The organism is Sorangium sp. So ce131 (genome assembly GCF_051519095.1).
Taxonomy (GTDB): Bacteria; Myxococcota_A; Polyangia; order Polyangiales; family Polyangiaceae; genus Sorangium.
In genome coordinates this window covers 6,772,147-6,794,215 of the sequence record NZ_CP150455.1, presented here as the reverse complement: position 1 = coordinate 6,794,215, position 22,069 = coordinate 6,772,147, and the positions used below count along the sequence as shown (strand labels likewise).

Below are 22,069 nucleotides of genomic sequence, written 5' to 3'. Positions count from 1 at the left end.
TGCGCGGCGTGCGCGGCGTGCGCGGCGTGTGTGGCGGTGCGGCGTGCGCGGCGCGCGTGGCGGTGCGGCGCGCGTGGCGGCGGAGCGCGTAGCCGTCGCCGCGGCTACGTCGCTGCGGCGGGCGGCTCGCTCGGGAGCGGAGCGGCCGCGAGCGCCGCGAGCGCGCCGCCGTAGCGCGCGAGCCGGCGCGCGCCGAGCCCGGGGATGCGCGCGACCGCGGCGGCGATCGCCGCGTCCCCGGCGTGGTCGCCCGCGAGCGCGATCTCCAGCAGCTCCTGCGCGCAGTGCCCCGGCAGCACGACCTGCTCGTCGACGTTCCGCGCCTTCGCCTCGGCCTTGCGCCACGCCGAGATCCGGCTCTCCACCGCGCGCCGGGCGGCGAGCTCCTTGCGTGTCGGGCGGGCTGGCTGGAAGAGGGCGCGCTCCTCCTCCGGCACGTCGCCGTCGCTGCGCCCCTGCTCCACCGCGCGCAGCCACGCCGCCGCGAGGGGCGCCGCCCGGCCCGCGACGGCCCCGCGGACCGCGCGCACGTCCTCGATCCGGGCCGGCTTGCGCTGGGCGAGCTCGAGCAGCACCTCGCTGGCGACGATCTTGAAGGAGGGCAGGTCGCCCTCCTCGGCGGCGGCCTCGCGCGCCGCGACGAGGCGCCGCAGGATCGCTCGCCCCGCCGGATCGAGCGCCTGCGCCCCCTTGATGCGCACGTAGGCGGGCCGCGGATCCCGCGGCGGGCCGAGCGCCGTCGCGAGCTTGTAGGCGCACTCCTCGGCGATCTCGTCCTCGATGTCGAGCGCCCGGCTGCGCTCCGCGAGCCGCGCGTCGAGCGGGAGGAGGTGGAGCACGTCGCTCGCGAGGTAGCGCAGCTCGGCGCTCCCGAGCGGCCTGCGCCCCCAGTCGTGCTGCTGGAGCTGCTTGTCGATCGCCACGCCGAGCTCCGACGCGAGCAGCGCGGCGAGCCCGGTCGCCGCGCACCCCAGCATGCGCGCGGCGACCGACGTGTCGCGCGCGGCGCCGAGCGGCGCCCCCGCCTCGGCGAGCATGCGCGCGTCGAAGGTGAGGTCGTGCAGCACCTTGGGCGGCCCCGCGGCCCCGAGCAGCGGCGCGAGCGGCGCGACGCGCACGCGGAGCGCGTCGACGATCCCGACCGCGATGGCGTCCCCCTCGCGGAAGGCGAGCTGGACCGTGCAGAGCCGCGGGCGGTAGACGAACAGCCCGTTCGCCTCCACGTCGACCGCGAGCGCGTCGGCGCGCCCGGCGCGCTCGATCAGGCGGGCGAGATCGGCGTCGCGCTCGACCAGGACGACCGGGGGATGGCTCAGCGGGTCCTCGTCCTGCCCAGCCCCCGCCGCGCGGCCGCGTCGCGCCGCGCCCGCGCGGAGACGCCCACCAGCGCGAGCGCGGCGAGCAGGAGCCCGGCGCCGCGCCCGCCCGCGCCAGGGGAAGCGGCGCAGCCGCCCGACGCCTCCACGTCGGGCTGGTCCGCGGCGCACAGGGCGGAGAAGCCGTGGCGCGGCGTCGGGTCGCACGCCTTGAGCGACGCGCCGGGCGGGTACACCGCGCAGATCGCGGCGCGGTCGTCGTCCTCGAGGTCGCGGAGCTCGACGCTCCCGGGCTCGTAGTCCGCGTACATGGTCGCGTGCCGGTCGGCCGAGTGCGACAGCCCGAGGAAGTGGCCGGCCTCGTGGGTGGCGATGCTGAGCAGGTCGGACGCCACGTCGTCGTCGCCGAGCGAGAGGTCGGCCACGTGGAACGAGTTGACCTCCATGTCGGCGTCGTAGATGTCGCCGGTCTTCAGGTTGTAGGTGACGGTCGTGAGCGCGAGGGTGCTCTCGCCGCGCTCGTACGGCCACCCGTCGTCCCGGAACGTGATGATGTTCGCGTTCCCCTTCTTCTGGTTGTACTCGTGCGCGTCGCACGCGACCGGGCCCATGTAGGTGACCTCGATGCGCGGGGACCGCCCGTCGCCGCAGTCGGCCTGCGTCCAGGCCGCGAACGCCTGCTCGAAGATCGCCTCCGTGTCCGCGAGCGAGACCTGGAAGGACGCGTCTTCCTGGATGGAGTAGCCGACGCACGGCGTGGGCCAGGCCAGGGGGATGCCGCAGTCGTTCAGCTGCGCCGGCGTGCAGACGGCCGCGGTCTCGGCCGGCCTCGTCGCCGTCGCCGGACAGACGCTGGTGCGGCAGTAGGCCAGGGCGGGCGAGGGGAGGACGACGGCCGTCGCGACGGCGATCGCGGCGGAGGCCGCGGCCGCGAGATCACTTTTGCGCATGCTTCGCCTTCCAGGCGCGGCTCACCGCGTCGATCGCCGTGTCGAGGGTGGCGCCGACGAGCAGCTCGCGCGCCGAGACCGCCGGGCCCGGCCGGGCCAGGACGGTCCCGCCGTCGGGGCTCGCGGCGAGCCGCCGCACCGCGACGCGCGGCGCGCCCTCCACCCGGCGCGGCTCCTCGCCGCTCACGAGGGGGTAGTGGCCCTGCGCCATGCCGGCGACGACCACCGCGGAGCGCGTCTTGGCCAGGAAGAGCATCGCCTGCGCGCCGACCTTGAGGTGCGCGTCGCCCGACACGTGCTGGCCGACGTCCCCGACGACGCCCCCGAGCGTCCTCACCCAGACCTCGCCGTCGGGCTGTCCGGCGACGGTCCGCTCGATCGACAGGCGGGTATAGGTGACGATCCGCTTGGATCCGCCGAGCTCCTCCCACTGGCTGCGCTGCTCGGTCGCCGTCGCGACGACGACGTACGCGGCGACCGAGACGAGCTCATCGAGGGAGAGCTGGACGGACACGGCCGCCTGCGCCTCGCGCGGCCCGGACACGCGCAGGAGCGCGCTGGAGCTCGCCTGGGCCGCCGGGGCAGCGGCGCCTCCAGGCGTGAGGGTGAGCGCGGGCGGCAGCGCCAAGAGCAGGGCCATGACGAAAGCTCTGGGAGACATCGCCACAAAGATACCACGCTGCCGCGCGACGCGAGCCGGCAACACGGGCGAGCGCCGGCGCGGGCACATTACCGACACGGGCGAACGTCGCGCGGCGCCGCCGACGGCACGGCCGTGTTGCCGGCCGGGCGCGTCGCCGGCGCGGGCGCATCGCCGGCGCCGCGTGTCGCCGGCACGGGCGTGTCGCCGGCACGGGCGTGTCGCCGGCACGGGCGTGTCGCCGGCACGGGCGTGTCGACGACGGTCGACCCGCTGGACCCTGTGTCCAGGTCCGACTAGCAGATCGTCTGGGCCTAGCCCGAGGAGCCTGCGATGACGAGCGACGTGTTGACGATCGGCAGCCACACATTCACTTCCCGTCTCTTCGTGGGGACCGGCAAGTACAAGGACGTTGATGAGACCCGTCGCGCGCTCGAGGCGTCCGGCGCGGAGGTGGTCACGGTGGCCCTCCGCCGCGTCAACCTGAAGGATCGCGGCGAGGGGTCGATGATGTCGCTGCTCCAGCAGGGGCGCTTCAAGATCCTGCCGAACACGGCCGGCTGCTACACCGCCGAGGAGGCCGTCCGCACCTGCCGCCTCGCGCGCGAGCTCGGGCTGTCCGATCTCGTGAAGCTCGAGGTCATCGGCGACGAGCGGACGTTGTTCCCCGACAACGAGGCGACGCTGGAGGCCGCGCGGATCCTGGTGAAGGAGGGCTTCACGGTGCTCCCCTACTGCATCGACGACCCGATCGTCTGTCGGAAGCTGGAGGACATCGGGTGCGCCGCGGTGATGCCGCTCGCCGCCCCGATCGGCAGCGGGCTCGGGATCCGCAACCCGTACAACCTGATGATCATCCGGGAGACCGCGAAAATTCCAGTGATTGTGGACGCGGGGGTCGGGACCGCGAGCGACGCCGCGGTGGCCATGGAGCTCGGGTGTGATGGCGTGCTGATGAACACGGCGATCGCGGCCGCGCGGGATCCGATCCTGATGGCGCAGGCCATGAGGGATGCGGTCAGGGCCGGTCGGATGGCGTACCTCGCGGGGCGGATGCCGAAGCGGCTCTACGCGACCGCGTCGTCGCCGGAGCAAGGCAAGATCGGCGCGCCGTGAAGCGCCGGCCGCGGCGCGGCCCCGGGCTGGTGATCGCCGCGCTGTGAGGCCGCGGCCCACACGTGAGGCGGCCGCTCCGCGCGCGGCCGACGCCTCGCCGGACGGCGCAGACCCACCCACGAAGTCAACCGATCAGCACGGCCCCGTCATGATACGCTCATCACCTGAGGCAAAATGACACGGAACGCTCATCGCACAGTCGGCTGTTTGTCGATGCGCGCCATTGCGCTCTGATAACGCCCGCGGCGACCTGACGGTCCGCTCAGGAGACTATGAGCAAGCCCCACGTCTGCATGGTCGTGAACAATCTCGAGGTCGGCGGGCTCGAGAAGGTTGTCCTGGGCCTCCTCGATCGGCTCGGCGACCATGGCTTCGGCCTGTCGCTGATCTGCCTGGACGGCGAGGGGCGCCTCTTCTCGGAGGTGAAGCTCCCCCGCTCGAACTGCCTGGTGATCACGAAGGACCTGCGGCCCGTGCTGCCCGGCGTCAAGAGCGACCCCGAGGCGATCCTCTGGATCCGGCGGTTCTTGCACCAGCGCGCCGTCGACGTGGTCCACGTCCACAACCGGGCGCCGCTCATCTTCGCCGGCATCGCGGCGCGCATGCTCCGCGATCGGCCGATCGTCCTCTACTCGGAGCACAACCAGATCAACCGCGCGAAGGGCTTCGACCGGCGCAAGTTCGGCTACTACGCCTACCTCGCCGACGAGATGGTCGCGGTCTCGCACGACCTGAAGCGCATCCTCGTCGAGGACGTGAAGGTCCGCGCGCCGGTGCGGGTCATCCACAACGGCATCGACGGGTCGCGCTTCGTCCGCGCCCAGCAGGGCGACGCCAGGGCCCGTATCCGCGCGGAGCTCGGCATCGGTGAAGGGGAGTTCGTGTTCGGGTGCGCCGTGGTGCACATCGAGCAGAAGGGGCTCCGGTTCCTGCTCGACGCCGCGCCCGAGGTGCTGCAGCGCGTGCCGGAGGCGCGCTTCGTCATCGCGGGCGACGGCCCGCTCCGGCCCGACCTGCAGCAGCGCGCCAGGGACGCGGGGCTCGGCGACAAGGTGATCTTCCCCGGCTACCGGTCGGATGTCCCGGAGCTCATCTCCTCCTTCGACACCTACGTCCTGCCCTCGCTCTGGGAAGGGCTCCCGCTCGCGCTGCTCGAGGCGCTCGCCCTCGGCAAGCCGATCGTGGCGAGCCGCGTCGGCGGCGTCCCGGAGATCGTCGAGCACGGCCAGGATGGGTTCCTCGTCCCCTCGGCCAACCCGGGCGCGCTCGTCGAGCACCTCTCGCGCGTCGCCCGGGACGAAGCGCTGCGCGAGCGCGCGCGCACGCGCGGCCCTGCCAAGTTCGCCCAGCAGTTCAGCCTGGACGCGATGGTCGACGCGCACGTGCGGCTCTTCGACGAGCTCGTCGCCAGGCGGCGCGGGGGCGAGGTCCCGTCCCGGCAGCGCGCGCAGCCGGGGCGGGCGGAGCCTGCGGAGGCCGGGCATTCTCCAGCGGCCGTCGGGGGGAACGCGGCGAACGGCTCGCCGGTCGCGTCGGGCTGAGGATGTAGACGCCCAGCGCCCTGGTCTTTTATGGCTTGTCCGGGGGGCATCGCTCCGGACCCGGCGTCCGCTGCGCGGCCGCCCTCGCGCCGGCCGCGCAATGTGCGGCCGGCGCGACCGACCCACGGCGCTCGCCGCCTCGGCGCGGTCGCCGTCGACAGAGAGGAGGAGCTCTTGCGGCGCTTGCGCGTTTTGCTCATCACGAAGATTTTCCCGAACGCGGTGCACCCGGACGAGGCGCCGTACAACCGCCGGCAGTTCGCCGCGCTGTCGCGTTATTGCGACGTCCGGGTGCTCGCGACGATCCCGTGGTTCCCCGGCATGGAGCGGCTCTCGAAGTGGCCCGTCGCCGGCGGCGCGCCGCGCGAGGAGGTCATCGACGGGCTGCCGGTCCGGCACCCGCGCACCCTCTACGTGCCGCGGGTCGCGCCGGCGCTGAACGGCCCGCTCTACGCGGCGTCCGTGCTCCCGGAGCTCGCCCGCGGCGGCCCGCTGCCCGACGTGATCATCGGGGCGTTCGCCTACCCGGACGGCTTCGCGGCCGTGTGCCTCGGGCGGCTGCTCGGCGTGCCGGCGGTGATCAAGTGCCACGGCTCGGACATCGACGTGATCCCGCGCGATCCGCGGCTGCGCGGGCCGCTCAGCTGGGGGCTCTCGAACGCGGCGCGGGTGGTCGCGGTCAGCCGCAAGCTCGCCGACGGCGTCGCGGCGCTGGGGGTGCCGCGCGATCGCATCGACCTCATCATGAACGGCGTCGACGCGAAGCTGTTCAAGCCGCGCGATCGCGGCGCGTCGCGCGCGGCGCTCGGCCGGCCCGCGGACGCGCGGATCCTGCTCTTCGTCGGCCACCTGAACCGCGACAAGGGGGTGCTGGATCTGGTCGAGGCGTTCGAGCGCATCGCGCCCCAGCACCCGGGCCTCGAGCTCGTGCTCGTGGGCAGCGGCGCCGAGGATCAGGCGTGCAAGGCGGCCGCCGCCCGGCTGCACGGGAAGCTGACGGTGACCGGCTACCTGCCGCACGACCAGGTGTCGCTCTGGCTCGGGGCCTGCGATGCCCTCGTGCTCCCGAGCCTGCACGAGGGGACGCCCAACGTCGTGCTGGAGGCGCTCGCCTCGGGGCGCCGCGTGGTCGCGTCGAGCGTGGGAGGCATCCCCGACATCCTGCACGACGCCGAGCTCGGGGAGCTCATCCCGCCGGGGAACAAGGAGGCGCTCGCCGAGGCGCTGGTGCGCGCCGCGGGCCACACGTACGACCCGGCGCGGATCGCGGAGCTCGCCGGCGGGCGCGACTGGAACGACAGCGCGCGCGCCCTCTACGACACGCTCCTGCGCGCCGCGCGCACGGGGCGGAGGTGGCGCGCGGGCGGGGAAGAGATCGGCGACGCGGGCCCGGGCGGCCCGGCCGCGAAGGGCGGCCTCGAGAACGGCGCGGCGCACCCCGGCGCCTAGCGGTCCTGGCCGCCGAGCCGCTGGCCGAGCGGCGGGCGCGGGCGCGGCGCGCGGACTCTTGACGCTCGCGCTCCCCCGTCGGCGAATGCCGCCCGTGCTCCCCGCCTTCCGCGCGGCCCTGGGCTCGATCGCCTTGCTCGCCGCGGTCGCGACCGCTCCCTACCAGTGCGCGAGCGACGTCGACCCGGAGCGTCGCCTCGTCGAGGATCCCAGCGAGGTCCTGTACGATCTCGCCGAGCGCTTCAAGGCGAGCGGCGACGGCCGCGCGCAAGCCGACACGCTGCGCTTCTTGATCGACCGTTACCCGTCCAGCCGGTTCGCGCAGATGGCCCGGCGGGATCTCGAGGCGCTCGGCGACGCGGGCGCTCCCGGCGGGCGCGATCCGGGCGACGGAGCCCGCTAACCTCTCCCACGCCATGCTCACCCCGAGGTTGACCCTGATCACGCAGGCGGCGGACGTCCCCGAGCCGGTCCTGCTCGCGCGCCTTGTGGCGTTCCGCGCCCTGCCGCCGGAGGCTCGCGCGCGCGTGGCCGTGCAGCTCCGCGACCCGGAGCTGTCCGGCAAGGAGCTCCACGCGCTCGGCCGGCGCCTGCGCGACGCGACCGCCGCGCTCGGCGCCTCGCTCGTCGTCAACGACCGCCTCGACCTCGCGCTCCTGCTCGGCGCGGACGGCGTGCACCTCGGCCGCCGCTCGGTCGGGGTGGCCGACGCGCGCGCTCTGCTCGGGGCGGGCGTCTTCGTCTCGGTCGCGTGCCACAGCGTGGACGAGGTGCTCGGCGCGGCGGAGGCCGGGGCGGACGCCGCCGTGCTCTCGCCGATCTTCGCGACGCCCGGCAAGGGCCCGCCGCTCGGCCTTTCGGCGCTGCGCGAGGCGCGGGCCCGCCTCGCGGCGGCGTCGCGCGGCGTCGCGATCATCGCCCTCGGCGGCGTCGACGCGGCCTCCGCGCCGGGTTGCCTCGCGGCGGGCGCGGACGGGGTGGCCGCCATCCGCGCCGACTTCGGCGGCGCGCTGCCGGCGCCGCCCGCGGGGTGACCTCGACGGGGTGACTTCGTCGGCGTCCGCCGCCGCGCCCACGCGGCCGGCCGTGCGGCGGATGCTCCTACCGCGCCCAGAGGACGGCGAGCGGCAGCTCGATCGCGTCGAACGGCTCGGCCCGTACGGCCTCGTCGCCCTCGTAGGTGTCGAGCAGGCACCACCGGCCGTCGTCGAGCCGGTACACCTCGAGCGTCTGCGCGACTGGATTGATCAGCCAGGCGTGGCGCACCCCTTCGCGGCGGTAGATCCGCATCTTCCTGCCGCGATCGACGCGCTCGGTGCGCGGGGAGATCACCTCGCAGACCCAGTCGGGCGCGACGTCGTAGTGCGCGGGCGCGTCCTCGGACCCGACCGCATCCGGCATGCGCTCCCGACGCCAGCCGGCGAGATCGGGGACGACCTTGTCCGGCCTTGGCCCAAGGTGGAGCTCGGGCTCGTTGAGGATGACCCAGCCCCCAGGCTCGCCTGGATCATCGTCGAACGGCCCGAGCCGACGGCCGAGCCGCGACGCCGCGCGCGTGTGCGGCCGCGCCGGCCGCGGGAACGTGAACAGCTCCCCGTCGAGGATCTCGGCGACCATCTCCTCCGGCGTCGCCTGGAACGCAGCCTCCACCTCGGGCGCGTTGCCTGGAAACAGCGGGTGCTGCGCGCTCATCCCTGGATCCTACACCCATCCCGGCGCCCGCGCGCCGCCGCGCCTCCCTCGACGCTAGCAATCCGCCTTGCTACTAGGCCGGGCCATGTCCGAAGCGTCCTCGAAGAAACCGACCGGCGGCCTGCAAGAGCCCCTGTTCGACAAGGTGGCGACCGAGCTGAACTTCCCCGCGGAGGAGGCGAAGATCCTCGCCTTCTGGAAGCAGCGCCGCATCTTCGAGAAGACCCTGCGCGCCGAGACGCGCGCGACCGGCCCGTCCAAGGGCACGTTCGTCTTCTACGAGGGCCCGCCGACCGCCAACGGCATGCCGCACAACGGCCACGTGCTCACCCGCGCGGTCAAGGACGTCTTCCCCCGCTACAAGACGATGCGCGGCTACGACGTCCCGCGGAAGGCCGGCTGGGACACGCACGGGCTCCCGGTCGAGGTCGAGGTCGAGAAGGAGCTGCGCATCCACGGCAAGGCCGACATCGAGCGCTACGGCGTCGAGCCGTTCATCTCGCGCTGCGTCGACTCCGTCTTCCGGTACACCGAGGCCTGGGAGAGCCTGACCGACAAGATCGGCTTCTGGGTCGACCTCGACAGCGCCTACGTCACCTACCACCGGAGCTACGTCGAGAGCGTCTGGTGGGCGCTGTCGCAGCTCCACAAGAAGGGGCTGCTCTACCGCGGCCACCGCGTCTGCTGGTGGTGGCCGCAGGGCGGCACGGCGCTCAGCGCGGCCGAGGTCGGCTCGAACTACAAGACGGTCGACGACCCCAGCGTGTTCGTGGCGTTCCCGCTCGTGGACGAGCCCGACACGGCGCTCTGCGCGTGGACGACGACCCCGTGGACCTTGCCCTCGAACGGCTACGCCGCGGTCCGGCCCGAGTTCGACTACGTCGTCGTCGACGCGGGGGCCTCGGCGGGCGCCGGCGGCGGGGCCGCGCCGGCGGTCGGGAAGCTCATCGTCGCCGCGGCGCTGCGCGAGGAGCTCGCGAAGAAGTTCAAGCGCGACCTGCCCGTGCTCCGCGAGCTCAAGGGGAGCGACCTCATCGGCAAGCGCTACCGCCCGCCGTTCGACAGCTTCGCGCGGTCGCTGGAAGGCGCCGTGGCGCGCCGGAAGGACGGCAAGGAAGAGCCGCTCTACTGGGTGGTCCTCGGCGCGGACTTCGTGACGCTCGACTCCGGCACGGGCATCGTCCACGTCGCGCCCGCGTTCGGCGAGGACGACTTCAACGCGCACAAGCGGCGCGTGGCGGAGCTCGCCGAGTCGAGCGCCGGGGGCGAGATCCCGATGCTCTGCGCGGTGCGGCCGGACGGCACGTTCGAGCCCGGGCTCACGCCGTTCTCGGGGATCTGGGTGAAGGACGCCGACCCGCTGATCATCAAGGATCTCGGGGCGCGCGGGCTGCTCGTCCACGAGGAGAAGTACCGCCACGAGTACCCGTTCTGCTGGCGCGCGGACGACGACCCGCTGATCCAGCTCGCGCGGCCGGCCTGGTACATCAGGACGCGGGACAACATCGACAAGGCGATCGCGAACAACCGCGCCATCCACTGGCTCCCGTCGCACATCCAGGAGGGCCGGTTCGGCGACTTCCTCGCGAACAACGTCGACTGGGCGCTCTCGCGCGAGCGGTACTGGGGGACGCCGCTCAACGTCTGGGTCTGCAAGAACGACGAGGAGCACCAGCTCGCCCCCGCGTCGGTCGCCGAGATCGAGGCGCTGAACCCGCGCGCCTTCGACCACTTCCACGAGGCGAAGCGGGCGGACCCGGGCCTGAACGACCACCTCATCGTCCACAAGCCGTGGATCGACCGGGTGACGCTCCCGTGTCCGTTCGCCGCTGGGGGCACGCCCGGCGAGCCGGGCTCCGCCCCCAGACCCCCGTGCGGCGGCGAGATGCGGCGCGTGACCGAGGTCATCGACGCGTGGTTCGACAGCGGGAGCATGCCGTTCGCGCAGTGGGGCTACCCGCACGCGCCGGGCTCGAAGGAGCTGTTCGACCGCGCGTTCCCGGCGGACTTCATCAGCGAGGCGATCGACCAGACGCGCGGCTGGTTCTACTCGCTCCTGATGGTCTCGACGCTCGTCTTCGACGAGGCGACGCAGGAGAAGCTCGGGCTGTCGCGCGTCCGGAGCTACCCGCACCCGTACCAGACGTGCGTCGTGCTGGGGCACGTCTGCGACCGCGAGGGCAAGAAGGAGAGCAAGTCGAAGGGCAACTACACGCCGCCCGAGGTCATCCTGGACCGCGTCCGGATGGAGTTCGCGGCGGTGCGGGCGACGGATGTCGGAGGGGACCGCGAAGGCGGATCCCCGACCAAGTGGAAGGGCGCCCAGCCGAAGGACGGGGTGGCGCTCATCGCGCGCGAGGACTACGAGGGGCTCGACCTGACCGGCGACGCCGCGAAGGTGCGGATGTACCGCGCCGATCGCGAGGCGCAGCCGCTCGCGATGGAGCTCCGGCCGCAGAAGGGGATGCCGCGGCGGATCGTCGCGCTCTCGGACGCGGATCTAGATCGCCTGGGCCTGTCGCCGGGCGAGAAGGCGGCGTCGGTGATGCCGAACGACGTGCCCCGGCTCCCGCAGCCCGAGCGCGTCTACATCGAGGATCCGGCGACGCCGGCGCCCGGGGCCGACGCGTTCCGCTGGTTCTTCTACGCGTCCTCCCCGCCGTGGACGAACACGCGCCACTCGCTCACGAACGTGCGCGCGTACCAGAAGGAGTTCGCGGTCAAGCTCCGGAACGTCTACTCGTTCTTCACCATCTACGCGAACATCGACGGCTTCTCGCCCGCCGAGGGGAACGAGGGCGCGACGGGCACGTCGCCCGCGGCGCTCGCGGCGAGCGCCGGGTACCGGCCGGCGAAGGAGCGGTCGCTGCTCGACCGGTGGATCCTCTCGGAGCTCGCGCTCGCGACGCGCGAGGTGACGGCGCACCTCGACGAGTACCACCTCTACGAGGCCGCGCAGCGGCTGGTCGACCTCGTGGACGCGCTCTCGAACTGGTACGTCCGCCGGAGCCGCGCGCGCTTCTGGGCCCCTTCTCCGACGTTGGTCGAGGATCGGCTGTCGCCGTCCTCTCCGAGCGATCCGCTGGAGATCTCCGCCGGCGCCGTGCGGGCGGCGCAGGACAAACGCGACGCGTACTTCACGCTGTACGAGGCGCTCGTCGCGATCGCCAAGCTGAGCGCGCCGTTCACGCCGTTCCTCGCCGAGGCGATGTACCAGAACCTGGTGCGCCGCCCGTGGCCCGCGTCGCAGCCGGAGAGCGTGCACCTCGTGGCGTTCCCAGAGGCCGACCCGGGCGCGATCGACGAGCCGCTCGCGATCGAGATGCGCGCGGTGCGCGAGCTCGTGTCGCTGGGCCTGCAGGTGCGCACGGCGAACAAGCTCAAGGTGCGGCAGCCGCTCTCGCGCGCGGACATCGTGCTGTCGCAGCAGGGGCTCGCCGCGGCGCTCGCCGAGCACGTGCCGCTCATCGCCGAGGAGCTCAACGTGCACGAGGTGCGCTTCCTGAAGCCCGGCGAGGAGGGGAGCGCGGTCCGCTACGTGCTGAAGCCGAACTTCCGCGCGCTCGGGCCGAAGCTCGGCAAGAAGGTGCAGCTCGCGAAGCAGGTCCTCGCGAAGGCCGACGCGGCGGCGCTCCGCGCGGCGCTCGCGACCGAGGGCAAGATCGCGATCGCGCTCGACGGCGAGCAGGTCGAGCTCGGCCCCGAGGAGATCGACGTCGCGGTCGAGGCGGGCGAGGGGTTCGCGGCGGCGGGCGGCCGCGCCGGCGTCGTCGTGCTGCACACGGCGCTCACGGACGCGCTGCGCGACGAGGGGCTCGGGCGGGAGATCCTCTCGCGCGTGCAGGGGCTGCGCAAGGAGCTCGATCTCGGCTTCACCGAGCGCATCCGGCTCGCGCTCGACGGCAGCGAGCGGGCCAGGAGGGTGGCCGAGGCGACGCGCGGGATGCTCGCGGAGGAGGCGCTCGCGGCCGAGATCGTGATCGGCGCGGCGCCCGCGGCGTGGGGGCAGGCCGAGCGGCGCGAGGTCAACGTCGACGGCGAGGCCCTCACGATCGCGCTCTCGCGGACCGCGTGAGCGCGCCGGGGGGGCCGCTCCACCGGGCGTTGCCCGCCGCCGCGCGCCGCGGCGCGCGACCCCCGAGCTCGCAGGTGGTATCCGTGCAGCGCCTTACGATCCTCGGAGCGCGGCCGCTGTGCCTGGAGCGATCGACGCTCCTCGCGACGGGATCCTGTTGCGCCCGTCGCCAGCGAGGCGTTCGATGATCGCCGGGTGGGGTGCATTGAGAATTCTCACGACATTGCCCGGGGGCGCGGGTGTCCACGCGGAGGGGTGCGGCACCTCACCGTGACGCGAGGGCCCCGAGGCGAGCAGGCGGGGGCCCTCCCTGAGCCTGAGGTGCAGGTCGGCCGGGCATCCCGCCAGCGCGCGGTGGTGCCGCCCCGGCGAGGTGACCTCGAGGCCGCGGCGCCATGATCACCCACGTTTACGTCAGCAATTTCGGCAGCATCGGCGCCGGCATCGAGCTCACCCTCGGGGCGCTGACCGCGCTGGTCGGGCCGACCGGCTCCGGGAAGGGCAGCCTGCTCGACGCCGTGCGTTTCCTCGCCGAGTGCGCGAACGGCGCGCTCGAGCAGGCCGCGGCCCGGCGCAGCGGCGGCGCGCTCCGGCGCGCGCGCGACGACGCCGCGCTCACCACCCTCGGCGTCGCGGTCTCCAGGACCGAGGGCCACGGGTTCTGGCTGGTGCAGCTCGCGCCGGGCGAGCGGGAAGGCGAGACGCGCGTCAAGAGCGAGACGGCGGCGTGGTGGCAGCGCAGCGCGCTCACGCGGCTCGTCAAGCCGGGGCTCCGCGACGTCTTCGACGCGGGCAGCGACCCGCCCGAGGTCTCCTTCGACCGGCTGAAAGGCAGCCCCAAGGGGTTCTCGCGCAAGGACAAAGGGCGGAGCGGCACGCTCGCGTACCGCGGCGTCGCCCCGATCGCCGTGAGCGGCGCCAGGCTCGTCCTGCCCCTGCTCTCCGACGGCCCGCTCACCCCCATGCTCGACGAGCTGCGCCGCGCGGTCGTCTACTCCCTCGCGCCGCGCACGCTCCGCACGCCCCAGAAGCTCAGCGCCTCGCGGCGGCTCCGCGCGAGCGGCGACAACTGGGGCTCCGTCCTCCGCGCGCTCGAGCGCGAGCGGTGGAAGGACCACTTCCTCGCCGGGCTGTCCCGGGTGACCGGGGATGTCGACGGCGCCCGCGCGGTCTCGTCCGGCGGGCTCCTCGTCCCGGAGCTGCGCCACGGCGTGGACGCCGAGGGGCGCGAGCGCTGGCGGCCCGCCGCCGACGAGCCGGACGCCGCGCTGCGGCTCGCGGCGATGGTCACGGCGCTCTCGCAGGAGCCGCCGCTCGTGCTCGCCGGCTTCGAGCACCCCGAGGCCGGCGTCGACCGCGGCGCGCTCCCGGCGCTCCTCGAGTACCTGCGCGGCGCCTCCGCCCAGCGCCACGTCCTCCTCACGACGGAGAGCCCCGCCCTGCTCGACCTCCTGCCGCCCGAGGCCGTCTACGCCGTGGAGCTCCGCGGCGGCTCGACCACGGCGTCGCCCGTCGACGAGCCGCGGCGGCGCGCGCTGCTCGAGCAGCTCTCCGCCGAGGAGGGCCAGCGCCCTTCGAGCACCGGTGTGGCGCCCCCGGGGCCCGCGCCCGGAAACTCCTGAGCTCGCCTGCCTCCCTCGGAGCGTTCCGGATGGACCTCGCGCCGCCGCACCCGCGGGCTGCGCCGCTCCGGCGGCGCGATAGACTCGATGCGTGCAGGAAGGCGCGCGGGCACGGGCGGCGACCATCATGAACCGGCGACTGACCGCGATCTCCGCCCTCCTCGGCGCGCTCCTCGGCCCGGCGACGTCCGCCGCGGAGGCGCCGCCCAGGCTGATCGTCGTCGATCGCGACGACGACGACGCCGACGGCGTACCCGACGGCGAGCAGCCGCACGTGCCGCCCTCCCCGGAGCTCCTCGCCCTGCGGCCGCCCCGCGGCCAGAGCCGGGGGACCACGTCGATCCCCCCAGAGTTGCGGCTCCTGGCCGACGGCCGCCCTGTCCAGCCGGGCGGCGCCGTGCCCGCGAGCGCCCGCCGCCTCGAGATCCAGGCGGTCAAGGCAGGCCGCGCCGAGATCGAGATCGCCGGCGAGGCGCAGCGGATCAGCGCGTTCGAGGTCCGCGCGCTCGACGGCGCCGGGCACCGCATCGACATGGCGCGCTCCCACGCGTCGCTCCAGCGCACGCCCCCGGACCGGCTCGGCGACGATCCCTTCGCCAACCTCGACGACCCCGACGCCATCCGGCTGCTCGTGATCGGCGCGCCGGACGACGTGCCGGCGACCCTCGACCTGCACTCGACGGCGCCGTCCGGCAAGGTGATCGACCGCCTGTCCAGCGTGCCGCTCGGCCACGTCCGGTGCCCCGAAGACGTGCCGCCCGGGCTCGTGTGCGGATCGACCCGCCCCATCCGCGCCGTCGCGGACGACATCGATCGCAACCACCCGATGATCGCCGATCGCTCGGTGAAGGGCGAGGTCGGCGGGGCGCTCGTCGTCGCGCTGCCCGGAGGACAGAAGCTCCAGATGATCCGCATCGCCGGCCCGCGCAGCTCGCCGCTCGGGCCGCTCGGGCGCACGCGCGCCCGCCTCCGGATCCTCATGGTGCGCCCGCGCCCGGGCGGGCCGCCGCCCATGGGCGGCGACGACGCCGGCGCCATCGCGATCGCGCGCGCGGAGGTCGAGCGCGCGAACGCCCTCTGGGGCGCGTGCGGCGTGAGCTTCGGCCCGCCGGAGGAGCTCGACATCTCCTTCGTCGACCCCCCGCGCCCGCACCTGCTCGCGATCGGCTGCGACCACGGCCTCCCGGCGAGCGGCGGCGCCATCCGGGTGCGCGTCGACGGCCACGAGGTCTCCGCGGCGATCGCGCCCCGCATGCGCCCGAACGCCGCGGCCCGCGCCGTGGCCGCGGCCCTCAGCGCGGCGGGGTTCTCGGCGCGCCTCTCCGACAACCCGGTCATCGGCGCGGGCGCCCACGGGACCACCGACGTGCTCGTGCGGCGCCCGGGCGGCGCGCTCGCCACGCTCGAGCCGCCGGCGTCGGGCCCGCTGAGCACCGACGCCACGCTCACCGCGTGCATCGGCGCCGTGGATCTCGACGACGGCCTCCAGCACTTCACCGACACGGACGCCATCGCCGGCACCGTGGAGGAGCGCGCGCTGATCAAGGCGTTCGACGACGGCGACCCCGCGACCGTCGACGTCGTGATGGTCCCGAGCTTCGCCGGCGGCGGCCGCATCGGCGAGTCGTTCATCTTCGCCGACGGCGGCGCGATCCGGAACGCGATCGTCGAGGACCGCGCCGGGCTCCGCGCCGACCGCGCCTCGTTCGCGCTCTCCCACGAGCTCGGCCACGTCCTGCTCGACGAGCCGGGGCACCCGGACGACTTCGGCATCGACACCCCGACCCGCCTGATGGACGCCGACGCCGCGAACGCCTCGGCCTACGGCCCGCGCCGCCTCACGGTCGAGGAGTGCGCCCGCGCCATCCGCCAGAGCGGCGCGGCGGCCCCGCCGCCCCCGAGCGCGGCCGCGCCGGCGCGCGGCGCGGGCGGCGGCGCGCCCGGGTTCCGGCCGAGCAGCCCGGCGCCCCTGCTCGCGCCCTGGCCGCTCGCGCCGCTCGGTCGAGAGAGGTGAGCGACCGCTTCGCGCTGTGGTAGGAGCGGGCGCATGCGGGTCTCCCAGCGGAGCGGCCTCTTCAGCGGCATCGCCGCCCTCGCGTGCGCCACGGTCCTGCTCGAGATCGCGCTGTCGCGGATCTACGCGGCGCTGCTCGGCGAGCCTTATGCGCTCCTCGCGGTGACGCTGTCGCTCGTCGGCGCCGGCGCCTCCGGCGTGCTGCTCTACCTGGCGCCGTCGCTCGCCCGCCCGCCCGCGCTCCTCGCCCGCATGGCGGCCTTCTCGGCGCTGGCGTCGGGCGCGGCGCTCGCCGCGATCATCGTCGTCGCGCAGCGCGCGCCGTCCGCGGGCTCCGAGCCGGCGTCGCTCCCCTCGCTCGCGCTCGTCTACGCCGCCTCGACCGCCCCGTTCGCGCTGTCGGGCCTCGCGCTCGCGGCCGCCATCCGGCACGTCGCCCTCGAGGCGCCCCGCCTCTACCTGCTCGACCTGGCCGGCGGGGCGCTCGGCGGGCTCGCGGCCGCCGCCGCGCTCCGCGCCGCCGGCGCCCCGCGCGCCGCGCTCGTGGCCGCGATCGTGTTCGCCGCGGCGGGCGTCCTCTTCTACCTCGGGTCGCGCGGCGGCGGCGGTGTGGACCAGCGGCGCGCGCCCGGCGGCCTCGTCGCCACGTTCGCGCTCGGCAGCTGCGTGCTGCTCGCCGGCGACCTCGGCGCGCCGTGGCTCAAGCTCACCGGCTTCCGCCGGACGCCGCTCGAGAAGGTCGAGCTCGAGGCCTGGAGCGAGCGGGGGCTGATCACCGTCGACCGCCCGCGGTCCGGCGCGGCGTGGCTGCGGCGCGACGGCGCCGCGGCCAGCCAGATCCTCGAAGCGAAGACCGCGCCGTCGCCGCAGCCCGAGGAGCTCGGCTACGCGCTCCAGCGGGGCGAGGGCCCGGCGCTCGTCCTCGGCGCCGGCGGCGGCCGCGACGTGCGCGCCGCGCTCAAGGCCGGGCAAAAGGAGGTGTACGCCGTCGAGGCCGACCCTGGCGTCGTCGACGTCATGCGCGGCCCCTACGCGGAGTTCAGCGGCCGGCTCTTCGACAAGCCCGAGGTCCACCTGATCGTGGCCGACCCGCGCAGCTTCGTCCGCCGCACGCCGCTGCTCTTCAGGAGCATCGTGGTCCCGGCGGCCGAGACGGTCGCCGCGTCGACGGCCGGCGCGCTCGCGCTGTCGGAGACCCGGCTCCACACGCTCGAGGGCGTCCAGGACCTGCTCGCGCGCCTCGCGCCGGACGGCACGCTGGTCATGGCTCGCCCCGAGGCGGACTTCGATCGCCTGCTCTCCCTCGCGGCCGCGGCGCTGCGCCGCGCGGGCGTGGCCGAGCCGAAGGGCCACCTCTTCGGGTGCAGCGCCGCGCGGTTCGCGTCGCTCCTCGCAACCCGCGCGCCGCTCGCGCAGGCCGAGATCGACACGCTGCGCCGCCACTGCCGCAAGGGCAAGTTCGCGGAGCTCTTCGCCCCCGACCGGCCGAGCACCCCGCTCCGCGCCCAGCTCGTCGCGGGGGCGGACGCCCGCGCCGCCGCGCCCGACGCGGCGGCCGATCTCACGCCGCCGACCGACGAGCGGCCGTTCTTCGCCTATGATGTCCCGGCCCGCCGGCTCCCCGCGTTGCTCGGGGATCTCAAGGCGCTCCGGGCCGAGCACATGGGCCTCTTCGCGCTGCTCGCGCTGCTCGCCGTCGGGTCGGGGCTCCTCGCGCTCGCCGTCCTCGCGCCGCTGCTCGCCGGCCGCCGCCGGCCCGGCGGCGCGGCGGCGGACCCCCGCGCCGCGGCCGCCCCGGCGCCGCGCGCGCGCCCGCTCCTCTTCTTCGCCGCGATCGGCGCGGGCTTCGCCCTCCTGGAGCTCGCCGTCATCCGGCACGTGGTCCTCCTGCTCGACGTGCCCGCGCACGAGCTCCTGGTCGCGCTCGTGATCCTGCTCGTCGCCGCCGGCGTGGGCGGCCTGCTCACCGCCCGGGTGGCGCCGCGCGCCGCGGACGGCGCCGCCGCGACGGCGGCGCTGGTGCTCGCCGCGGCCGCGGCGCTCGCCGCGGCGGGGCTCGTCCCGCTCGTTCAGTGGAGCTACGGCGCCGGCTCGTTCACGCGCGCCGTCCTGGCGGTCGCGCTCCTCCTGCCGCTCGGCCTGCTCGCGGGCTCGCTCGCGCCCCTCGGGGTCAAGCTGGTGGCCTCCGCCTCGCCCGCGCTTCTGCCGTGGTGCTGGGGGCTCTGCGCCCTCGCCGGCGCCGTGGCGACCGCCCTCGGCGTGCTGTGCGCGGTGCTCCTCGGCTACAGCGTCCAGCTGCTCGCCGCGGGCGTCGCCTACCTCCTCGCCGCGGCCGCCGTGCCTCCGCCCGCCGCGGCCGGCGCGGCCGCCCTGGGCGACGACGAGGGGGCGCCGGAGCGCGCCAGCGCCGCCGCGGCCGCCCCTCCGCCCGAGGCCCCGGCCGCGGGGGCGCAGCCCGAGGTGCCCGAGGTGGCGCCGATCGCGTGAGCGCCCGCCCGGCGCGTCACCGCCGGGCGGCCAGCAGGAGGTGCGCGAGGAGGCCGGCGATGTTGTACGCGTCGTCGCCGCCCCGGTGGTGCGTGCCCTTCAGCGGCAAGCCCGCCCGCTCCAGGGCCTCGGCCATGCCCTCCTCGCGCGACAGCGCGTGCGTCACGGCGAACAGGGTCTTCACGTTGAGGTGGCTCGGCCCGAACGGGAACGGCACGCCGCGCGCCTGGCACTGCCGCTCGAACATGCGCCGGTCGTAGTCGCCGTAGCTCGCCCAGAGCCGGTCCTGCGCCTTGAGCTCGTCCCGGAGGACCACGCACGCCTCCCTGAACGAGACGCCCGCGTCGACATCCTGCTGCGTGAGCGTCGTCAGCGCCGTGCAGAACGGGCTCACGCGCGAGCGCTCCGGGCGTACCAGGATCGAGCGCCGGTCGCGCCGCTGCCCCGAGGAGACCTCGAGCATGCACACGCCGATCTCGATGATCTCGTTCTCCTCCCCGCGCGGCGGGGCGCCCTCCCAGCACGTCGCCTCGACATCCACCACCAGGATCAGGTCAAGCCGCTTCGCCATATGTTGGTGCCCTTACATGGAACGGATCAGTCCGACGCCAGGGTAACGCTCCCTGGACACAATTCATTCAGGATTTTCCTGACCATCCAGGAACGCCTTGGGCGGTTCGCTTTGTCCGCGCAAAAACTGAGTAAAAACCGGACATAAGACGACGAAGCCCCACCTGCGAAGTGGTCGTTTAAGCCCCCAATCTCCTTGCGCGGGGGGCTCGGTCCATGGACACTTGTCAGGTAATTTCTGACGAGGTTCTCATCGTGACCCCTGGCTTCCATCGTCACTGCTCCTCCGTTCCGGCCAGGGACCGTTCCGCGGCGGCTGAGGTGCTGCCCGAGGCCGCCGCCGCCGAGGGCGACGGCGTTGCGGCGGATCCCGAACCGCCGCGCTCCGGCATCGTCCGCCACGTGGGCCGCGACCGGGAGGCGGCGCGGCCGCACCTCGCGGCGTACGACGCCGTCGCGCCGCAGCCGCCGCGCGCCGCCGCGGGGCTCCCGCGCCGCCGGTCCACCGCGGGCGATCCGCTCGTCGGCCGCACAGAGCAGGGACTGCACATCGAGCGGCTCATCGCCGAGGGGGGGATGGGCGCGGTGTACGCGGCCCACCGCGTCGCGACGGGGGAGCCGGTCGCGCTGAAGGTGCTCCGGACCGTGCACGCGGGGGACCCCGGCGCGGCCGGCCGGTTCGCCCGCGAGGTGCGGCTCGCCCGGCGCATCGATCACCCGAACGTCTGCCCTGTGCTAGGCGACGGGCTCCTCGAGGACGGGCGCCCGTTCTTCCTCATGCCCCTCTACGAGGGCGTCACGCTCGGCGAGGAGGTGCGGAGGAGCGGCCCCCTGCCGCTCCGCCGCGCGCTCGCCCTCGCGGACCAGATCCTCGCCGGCCTCGCGGCCATGCACGCGGCGAAGGTCGTCCACCTGGACCTCCAGCCCGGGAACATCCTGCTCGTGGGCGGGGCGCCGGGCGGCGGGGCAGGGGAGGAGACGCCCACGGTCAAGCTCATCGACCTCGGCTTCGCCCACGAGCCCGGCGCGGACACGGGCGACGGCGTGACGCCGGACAGCCCCGGCTCGCTCGTGGGCACGCTGCTGTTCATGTCGCCGGAGCAGGCGATGCGCAGCCGCGCCATCACCGAGCGCAGCGACCTGTTCGCCGCCGCGCTGCTCCTCTACTACTCGCTGTCGGGCAAGCTCCCCTTCCGGGGCCGGGGTGACCTCGACGTGCTCGTGGCGATCGTGCGCTCCGCGCCCGTGCCCCTCCGGCGGGAGCGCCGTGACGTCCCGCGCGTGCTCGACGACGTGCTCTCCCGCGCGCTCTCCAAGCACCCCGACCACCGCTTCGCCGGCGCCTCGGCCATGCGCGACGCGCTCGCCGCAGTCCCGGCGTAGCGCGCGCCGCGCCGCGCCGCGCGCCTGACGCGCGCCTCGCCCGCGACCGGCGCCGCCGGCGGCCCGCTCCTTGCCACGACGGTGCCGCCTGCACCGCGCCGCGCCGCGCCGCGATCCGGGCTGTGCAAGCGCTGCCCAGGGGCGGCGGCGCGAACGCGGTGAGCTCACGCGAGGGGAACCCCATGGACGCACTCGATCTCTTGGAGCAGCAGCATCTCGAAGTCAGCGCCCTGATGGAGCGCATCGCCGCCGAGCCCAGCCCGGGCCTCCGGACATCGATGGTCGCGCGGCTCTCCCGGATGATCGACGCGCATGTGCGCATCGAGGAGACCTACCTCTACCCCGTGTGTGCCGAGCGGATGGCCGGCGACCGGAAGCCGCTCCACGACGCGTACGAGAAGCACGGGCTCGCGCGCTTCGCGGCCGACAACCTGCTGCGCACGCGCGCGACCGACGTGCGCTTCGAGGCGCGCCTCCGGCTCCTCCGGGACGTCTTCACCCACCACGCGGACGAGGAGGAGGGGGTCCTCTTCCCGAAGGCGAAGCGCGGGCTCACGGACGAGCAGCTCGACGTGATCGGCTGCGATCTCGAGCGCGCCTACGAGGTCCTGCTGCGCGTCGGCGTCCCCGCGAGCAGCCCGCTGCCGCGCGCGCAGCGCGGCTGGCCGAGGCGCGGCGCCCACGCCTGCCGCGTGATCCGCCCGACCGCGCGGCGGCGCACCGAGGCGCTCCGCGTTCGCGGCGTCTGACCTCCCCTCACACGGGCACGGGGCCGCCGAACGCCCCGAAGAAGCGCGCGATCCAGACGAAGACCATCGCGGCCGCGAGCGCGAGCCCGAGCCTCGTCACCCACGCCCCCTGCAGCGACTCGGCCGCCGCGACGCGGCCGTCCTTCACGTAGGTCGCCGCGTTGTACACGAGGGCGGCGATCACGAGCGGCGCGACGACGGGGCTGAGCGGGTGGAGCCGGAGCGCCTCGGCCACGTGGCCGTGGGCGAGGGCGAAGGTCGCGCGCGTCAGCCCGCAGCCGGGGCAGGGGTGGCGGGTGACGATCGCGAACGGGCAGAGCGGGAGGCCACACGCCGTCCAGAGGCCGAGCAGCGACGCCACCGCCCCGAGGCGCGCAGCGCGGCCGAGCGGCGACGCCGCGCTCCATCGCGCGGGCGCCGACGGAGCGGGCGGCGAGCCGCCGCTCGAGCGGGGTGAGGTCAACG

At 74.9% G+C, this 22,069-nt stretch carries 17 protein-coding genes; 11 read left to right on the top strand and 6 right to left on the bottom strand.

The genetic code is table 11. The features are described from left to right. Window positions 1-104 precede the first annotated feature (104 nt). Genes WMF43_RS24785 through WMF43_RS24775 form a run of 3 tightly spaced genes read right to left on the bottom strand, consistent with a single transcriptional unit; the run spans window position 105 to window position 2,906 of the window. On the bottom strand, window positions 105-1,295 hold the full coding sequence (locus tag WMF43_RS24785; RefSeq protein ID WP_437684075.1) for an HRDC domain-containing protein: 1,191 nt from the start codon (window positions 1,293-1,295) through the stop codon (window positions 105-107). Between the two features lie 17 nt (window positions 1,296-1,312). Continuing rightward, a complete protein-coding gene (locus WMF43_RS24780) occupies window positions 1,313-2,266 on the bottom strand; it encodes a matrixin family metalloprotease (RefSeq protein WP_437683676.1) in 954 nt (317 codons plus the stop codon). Next, complete coding sequence (locus tag WMF43_RS24775; protein ID WP_437683675.1) at window positions 2,253-2,906, bottom strand: hypothetical protein; 654 nt, start codon at window positions 2,904-2,906, stop codon at window positions 2,253-2,255. Before WMF43_RS24775 ends, WMF43_RS24780 begins: the two co-directional genes overlap by 14 nt. Window positions 2,907-3,239: 333 nt before the next feature. Between WMF43_RS24775 and WMF43_RS24770 the strand changes: the two genes are divergently transcribed. From WMF43_RS24770 to WMF43_RS24750, 5 genes are all read left to right on the top strand, one after another. Continuing rightward, window positions 3,240-4,022 (top strand): thiazole synthase, encoded by a 783-nt coding sequence (locus WMF43_RS24770; protein ID WP_437683673.1) that lies wholly within the window; start codon window positions 3,240-3,242, stop codon window positions 4,020-4,022. A gap of 272 nt (window positions 4,023-4,294) precedes the next feature. Beyond that, window positions 4,295-5,563, top strand: a complete 1,269-nt coding sequence (locus tag WMF43_RS24765) for a glycosyltransferase (protein WP_437683672.1) — start codon at window positions 4,295-4,297, stop codon at window positions 5,561-5,563. Between the two features lie 183 nt (window positions 5,564-5,746). Next, window positions 5,747-7,012, top strand: coding sequence for a glycosyltransferase family 4 protein (locus WMF43_RS24760; RefSeq protein WP_437683671.1), 1,266 nt, complete (start codon window positions 5,747-5,749; stop codon window positions 7,010-7,012). A gap of 85 nt (window positions 7,013-7,097) precedes the next feature. Continuing rightward, complete coding sequence (locus WMF43_RS24755) at window positions 7,098-7,415, top strand: hypothetical protein (RefSeq protein ID WP_437683670.1); 318 nt, start codon at window positions 7,098-7,100, stop codon at window positions 7,413-7,415. A 13-nt stretch (window positions 7,416-7,428) separates the two neighbouring features. After that, window positions 7,429-8,046 carry a thiamine phosphate synthase gene (locus tag WMF43_RS24750; RefSeq protein WP_437683669.1) on the top strand — a complete coding sequence of 206 codons (618 nt, stop codon included), beginning with the start codon at window positions 7,429-7,431 and terminating at the stop codon, window positions 8,044-8,046. 67 nt (window positions 8,047-8,113) lie between these two features. On the opposite strand, the gene WMF43_RS24745 is transcribed toward WMF43_RS24750, so the two are convergent. Further along, window positions 8,114-8,704 carry a Uma2 family endonuclease gene (locus WMF43_RS24745; RefSeq protein WP_437683667.1) on the bottom strand — a complete coding sequence of 197 codons (591 nt, stop codon included), beginning with the start codon at window positions 8,702-8,704 and terminating at the stop codon, window positions 8,114-8,116. Between the two features lie 85 nt (window positions 8,705-8,789). Here WMF43_RS24745 and WMF43_RS24740 point away from each other — a divergent pair, with 85 nt between their 5' ends. The 4 genes from WMF43_RS24740 to WMF43_RS24725 all read left to right on the top strand — a co-directional run bounded on the left by WMF43_RS24740 (window position 8,790) and on the right by WMF43_RS24725 (window position 18,902). Next, window positions 8,790-12,779 carry a class I tRNA ligase family protein gene (locus WMF43_RS24740; RefSeq protein ID WP_437683665.1) on the top strand — a complete coding sequence of 1,330 codons (3,990 nt, stop codon included), beginning with the start codon at window positions 8,790-8,792 and terminating at the stop codon, window positions 12,777-12,779. 395 nt (window positions 12,780-13,174) lie between these two features. After that, on the top strand, window positions 13,175-14,401 hold the full coding sequence (locus WMF43_RS24735; protein ID WP_437683664.1) for an AAA family ATPase: 1,227 nt from the start codon (window positions 13,175-13,177) through the stop codon (window positions 14,399-14,401). Window positions 14,402-14,528: 127 nt separating this feature from the next. Continuing rightward, on the top strand, window positions 14,529-16,415 hold the full coding sequence (locus WMF43_RS24730) for a hypothetical protein (protein WP_437683662.1): 1,887 nt from the start codon (window positions 14,529-14,531) through the stop codon (window positions 16,413-16,415). Between the two features lie 33 nt (window positions 16,416-16,448). After that, a complete protein-coding gene (locus WMF43_RS24725; protein ID WP_437683660.1) occupies window positions 16,449-18,902 on the top strand; it encodes a hypothetical protein in 2,454 nt (817 codons plus the stop codon). 16 nt (window positions 18,903-18,918) lie between these two features. Here the strand turns inward: WMF43_RS24725 and WMF43_RS24720 are convergent, their stop codons facing one another. Then, entirely contained in the window at window positions 18,919-19,473 is a 555-nt protein-coding gene (locus tag WMF43_RS24720; RefSeq protein ID WP_437683659.1) for an exonuclease domain-containing protein, read from the bottom strand. A 254-nt stretch (window positions 19,474-19,727) separates the two neighbouring features. Here WMF43_RS24720 and WMF43_RS24715 point away from each other — a divergent pair, with 254 nt between their 5' ends. Together WMF43_RS24715 and WMF43_RS24710 are read left to right on the top strand one after the other, a co-directional pair. Further along, window positions 19,728-20,855, top strand: a complete 1,128-nt coding sequence (locus WMF43_RS24715) for a serine/threonine-protein kinase (RefSeq protein ID WP_437683657.1) — start codon at window positions 19,728-19,730, stop codon at window positions 20,853-20,855. Window positions 20,856-21,037: 182 nt separating this feature from the next. Then, a complete protein-coding gene (locus tag WMF43_RS24710; RefSeq protein WP_437683656.1) occupies window positions 21,038-21,604 on the top strand; it encodes a hemerythrin domain-containing protein in 567 nt (188 codons plus the stop codon). Between the two features lie 7 nt (window positions 21,605-21,611). Here WMF43_RS24710 and WMF43_RS24705 read toward each other — a convergent pair whose 3' ends face one another. Beyond that, complete coding sequence (locus tag WMF43_RS24705; protein ID WP_437683655.1) at window positions 21,612-22,067, bottom strand: DUF2752 domain-containing protein; 456 nt, start codon at window positions 22,065-22,067, stop codon at window positions 21,612-21,614. Window positions 22,068-22,069 lie beyond the last annotated feature (2 nt).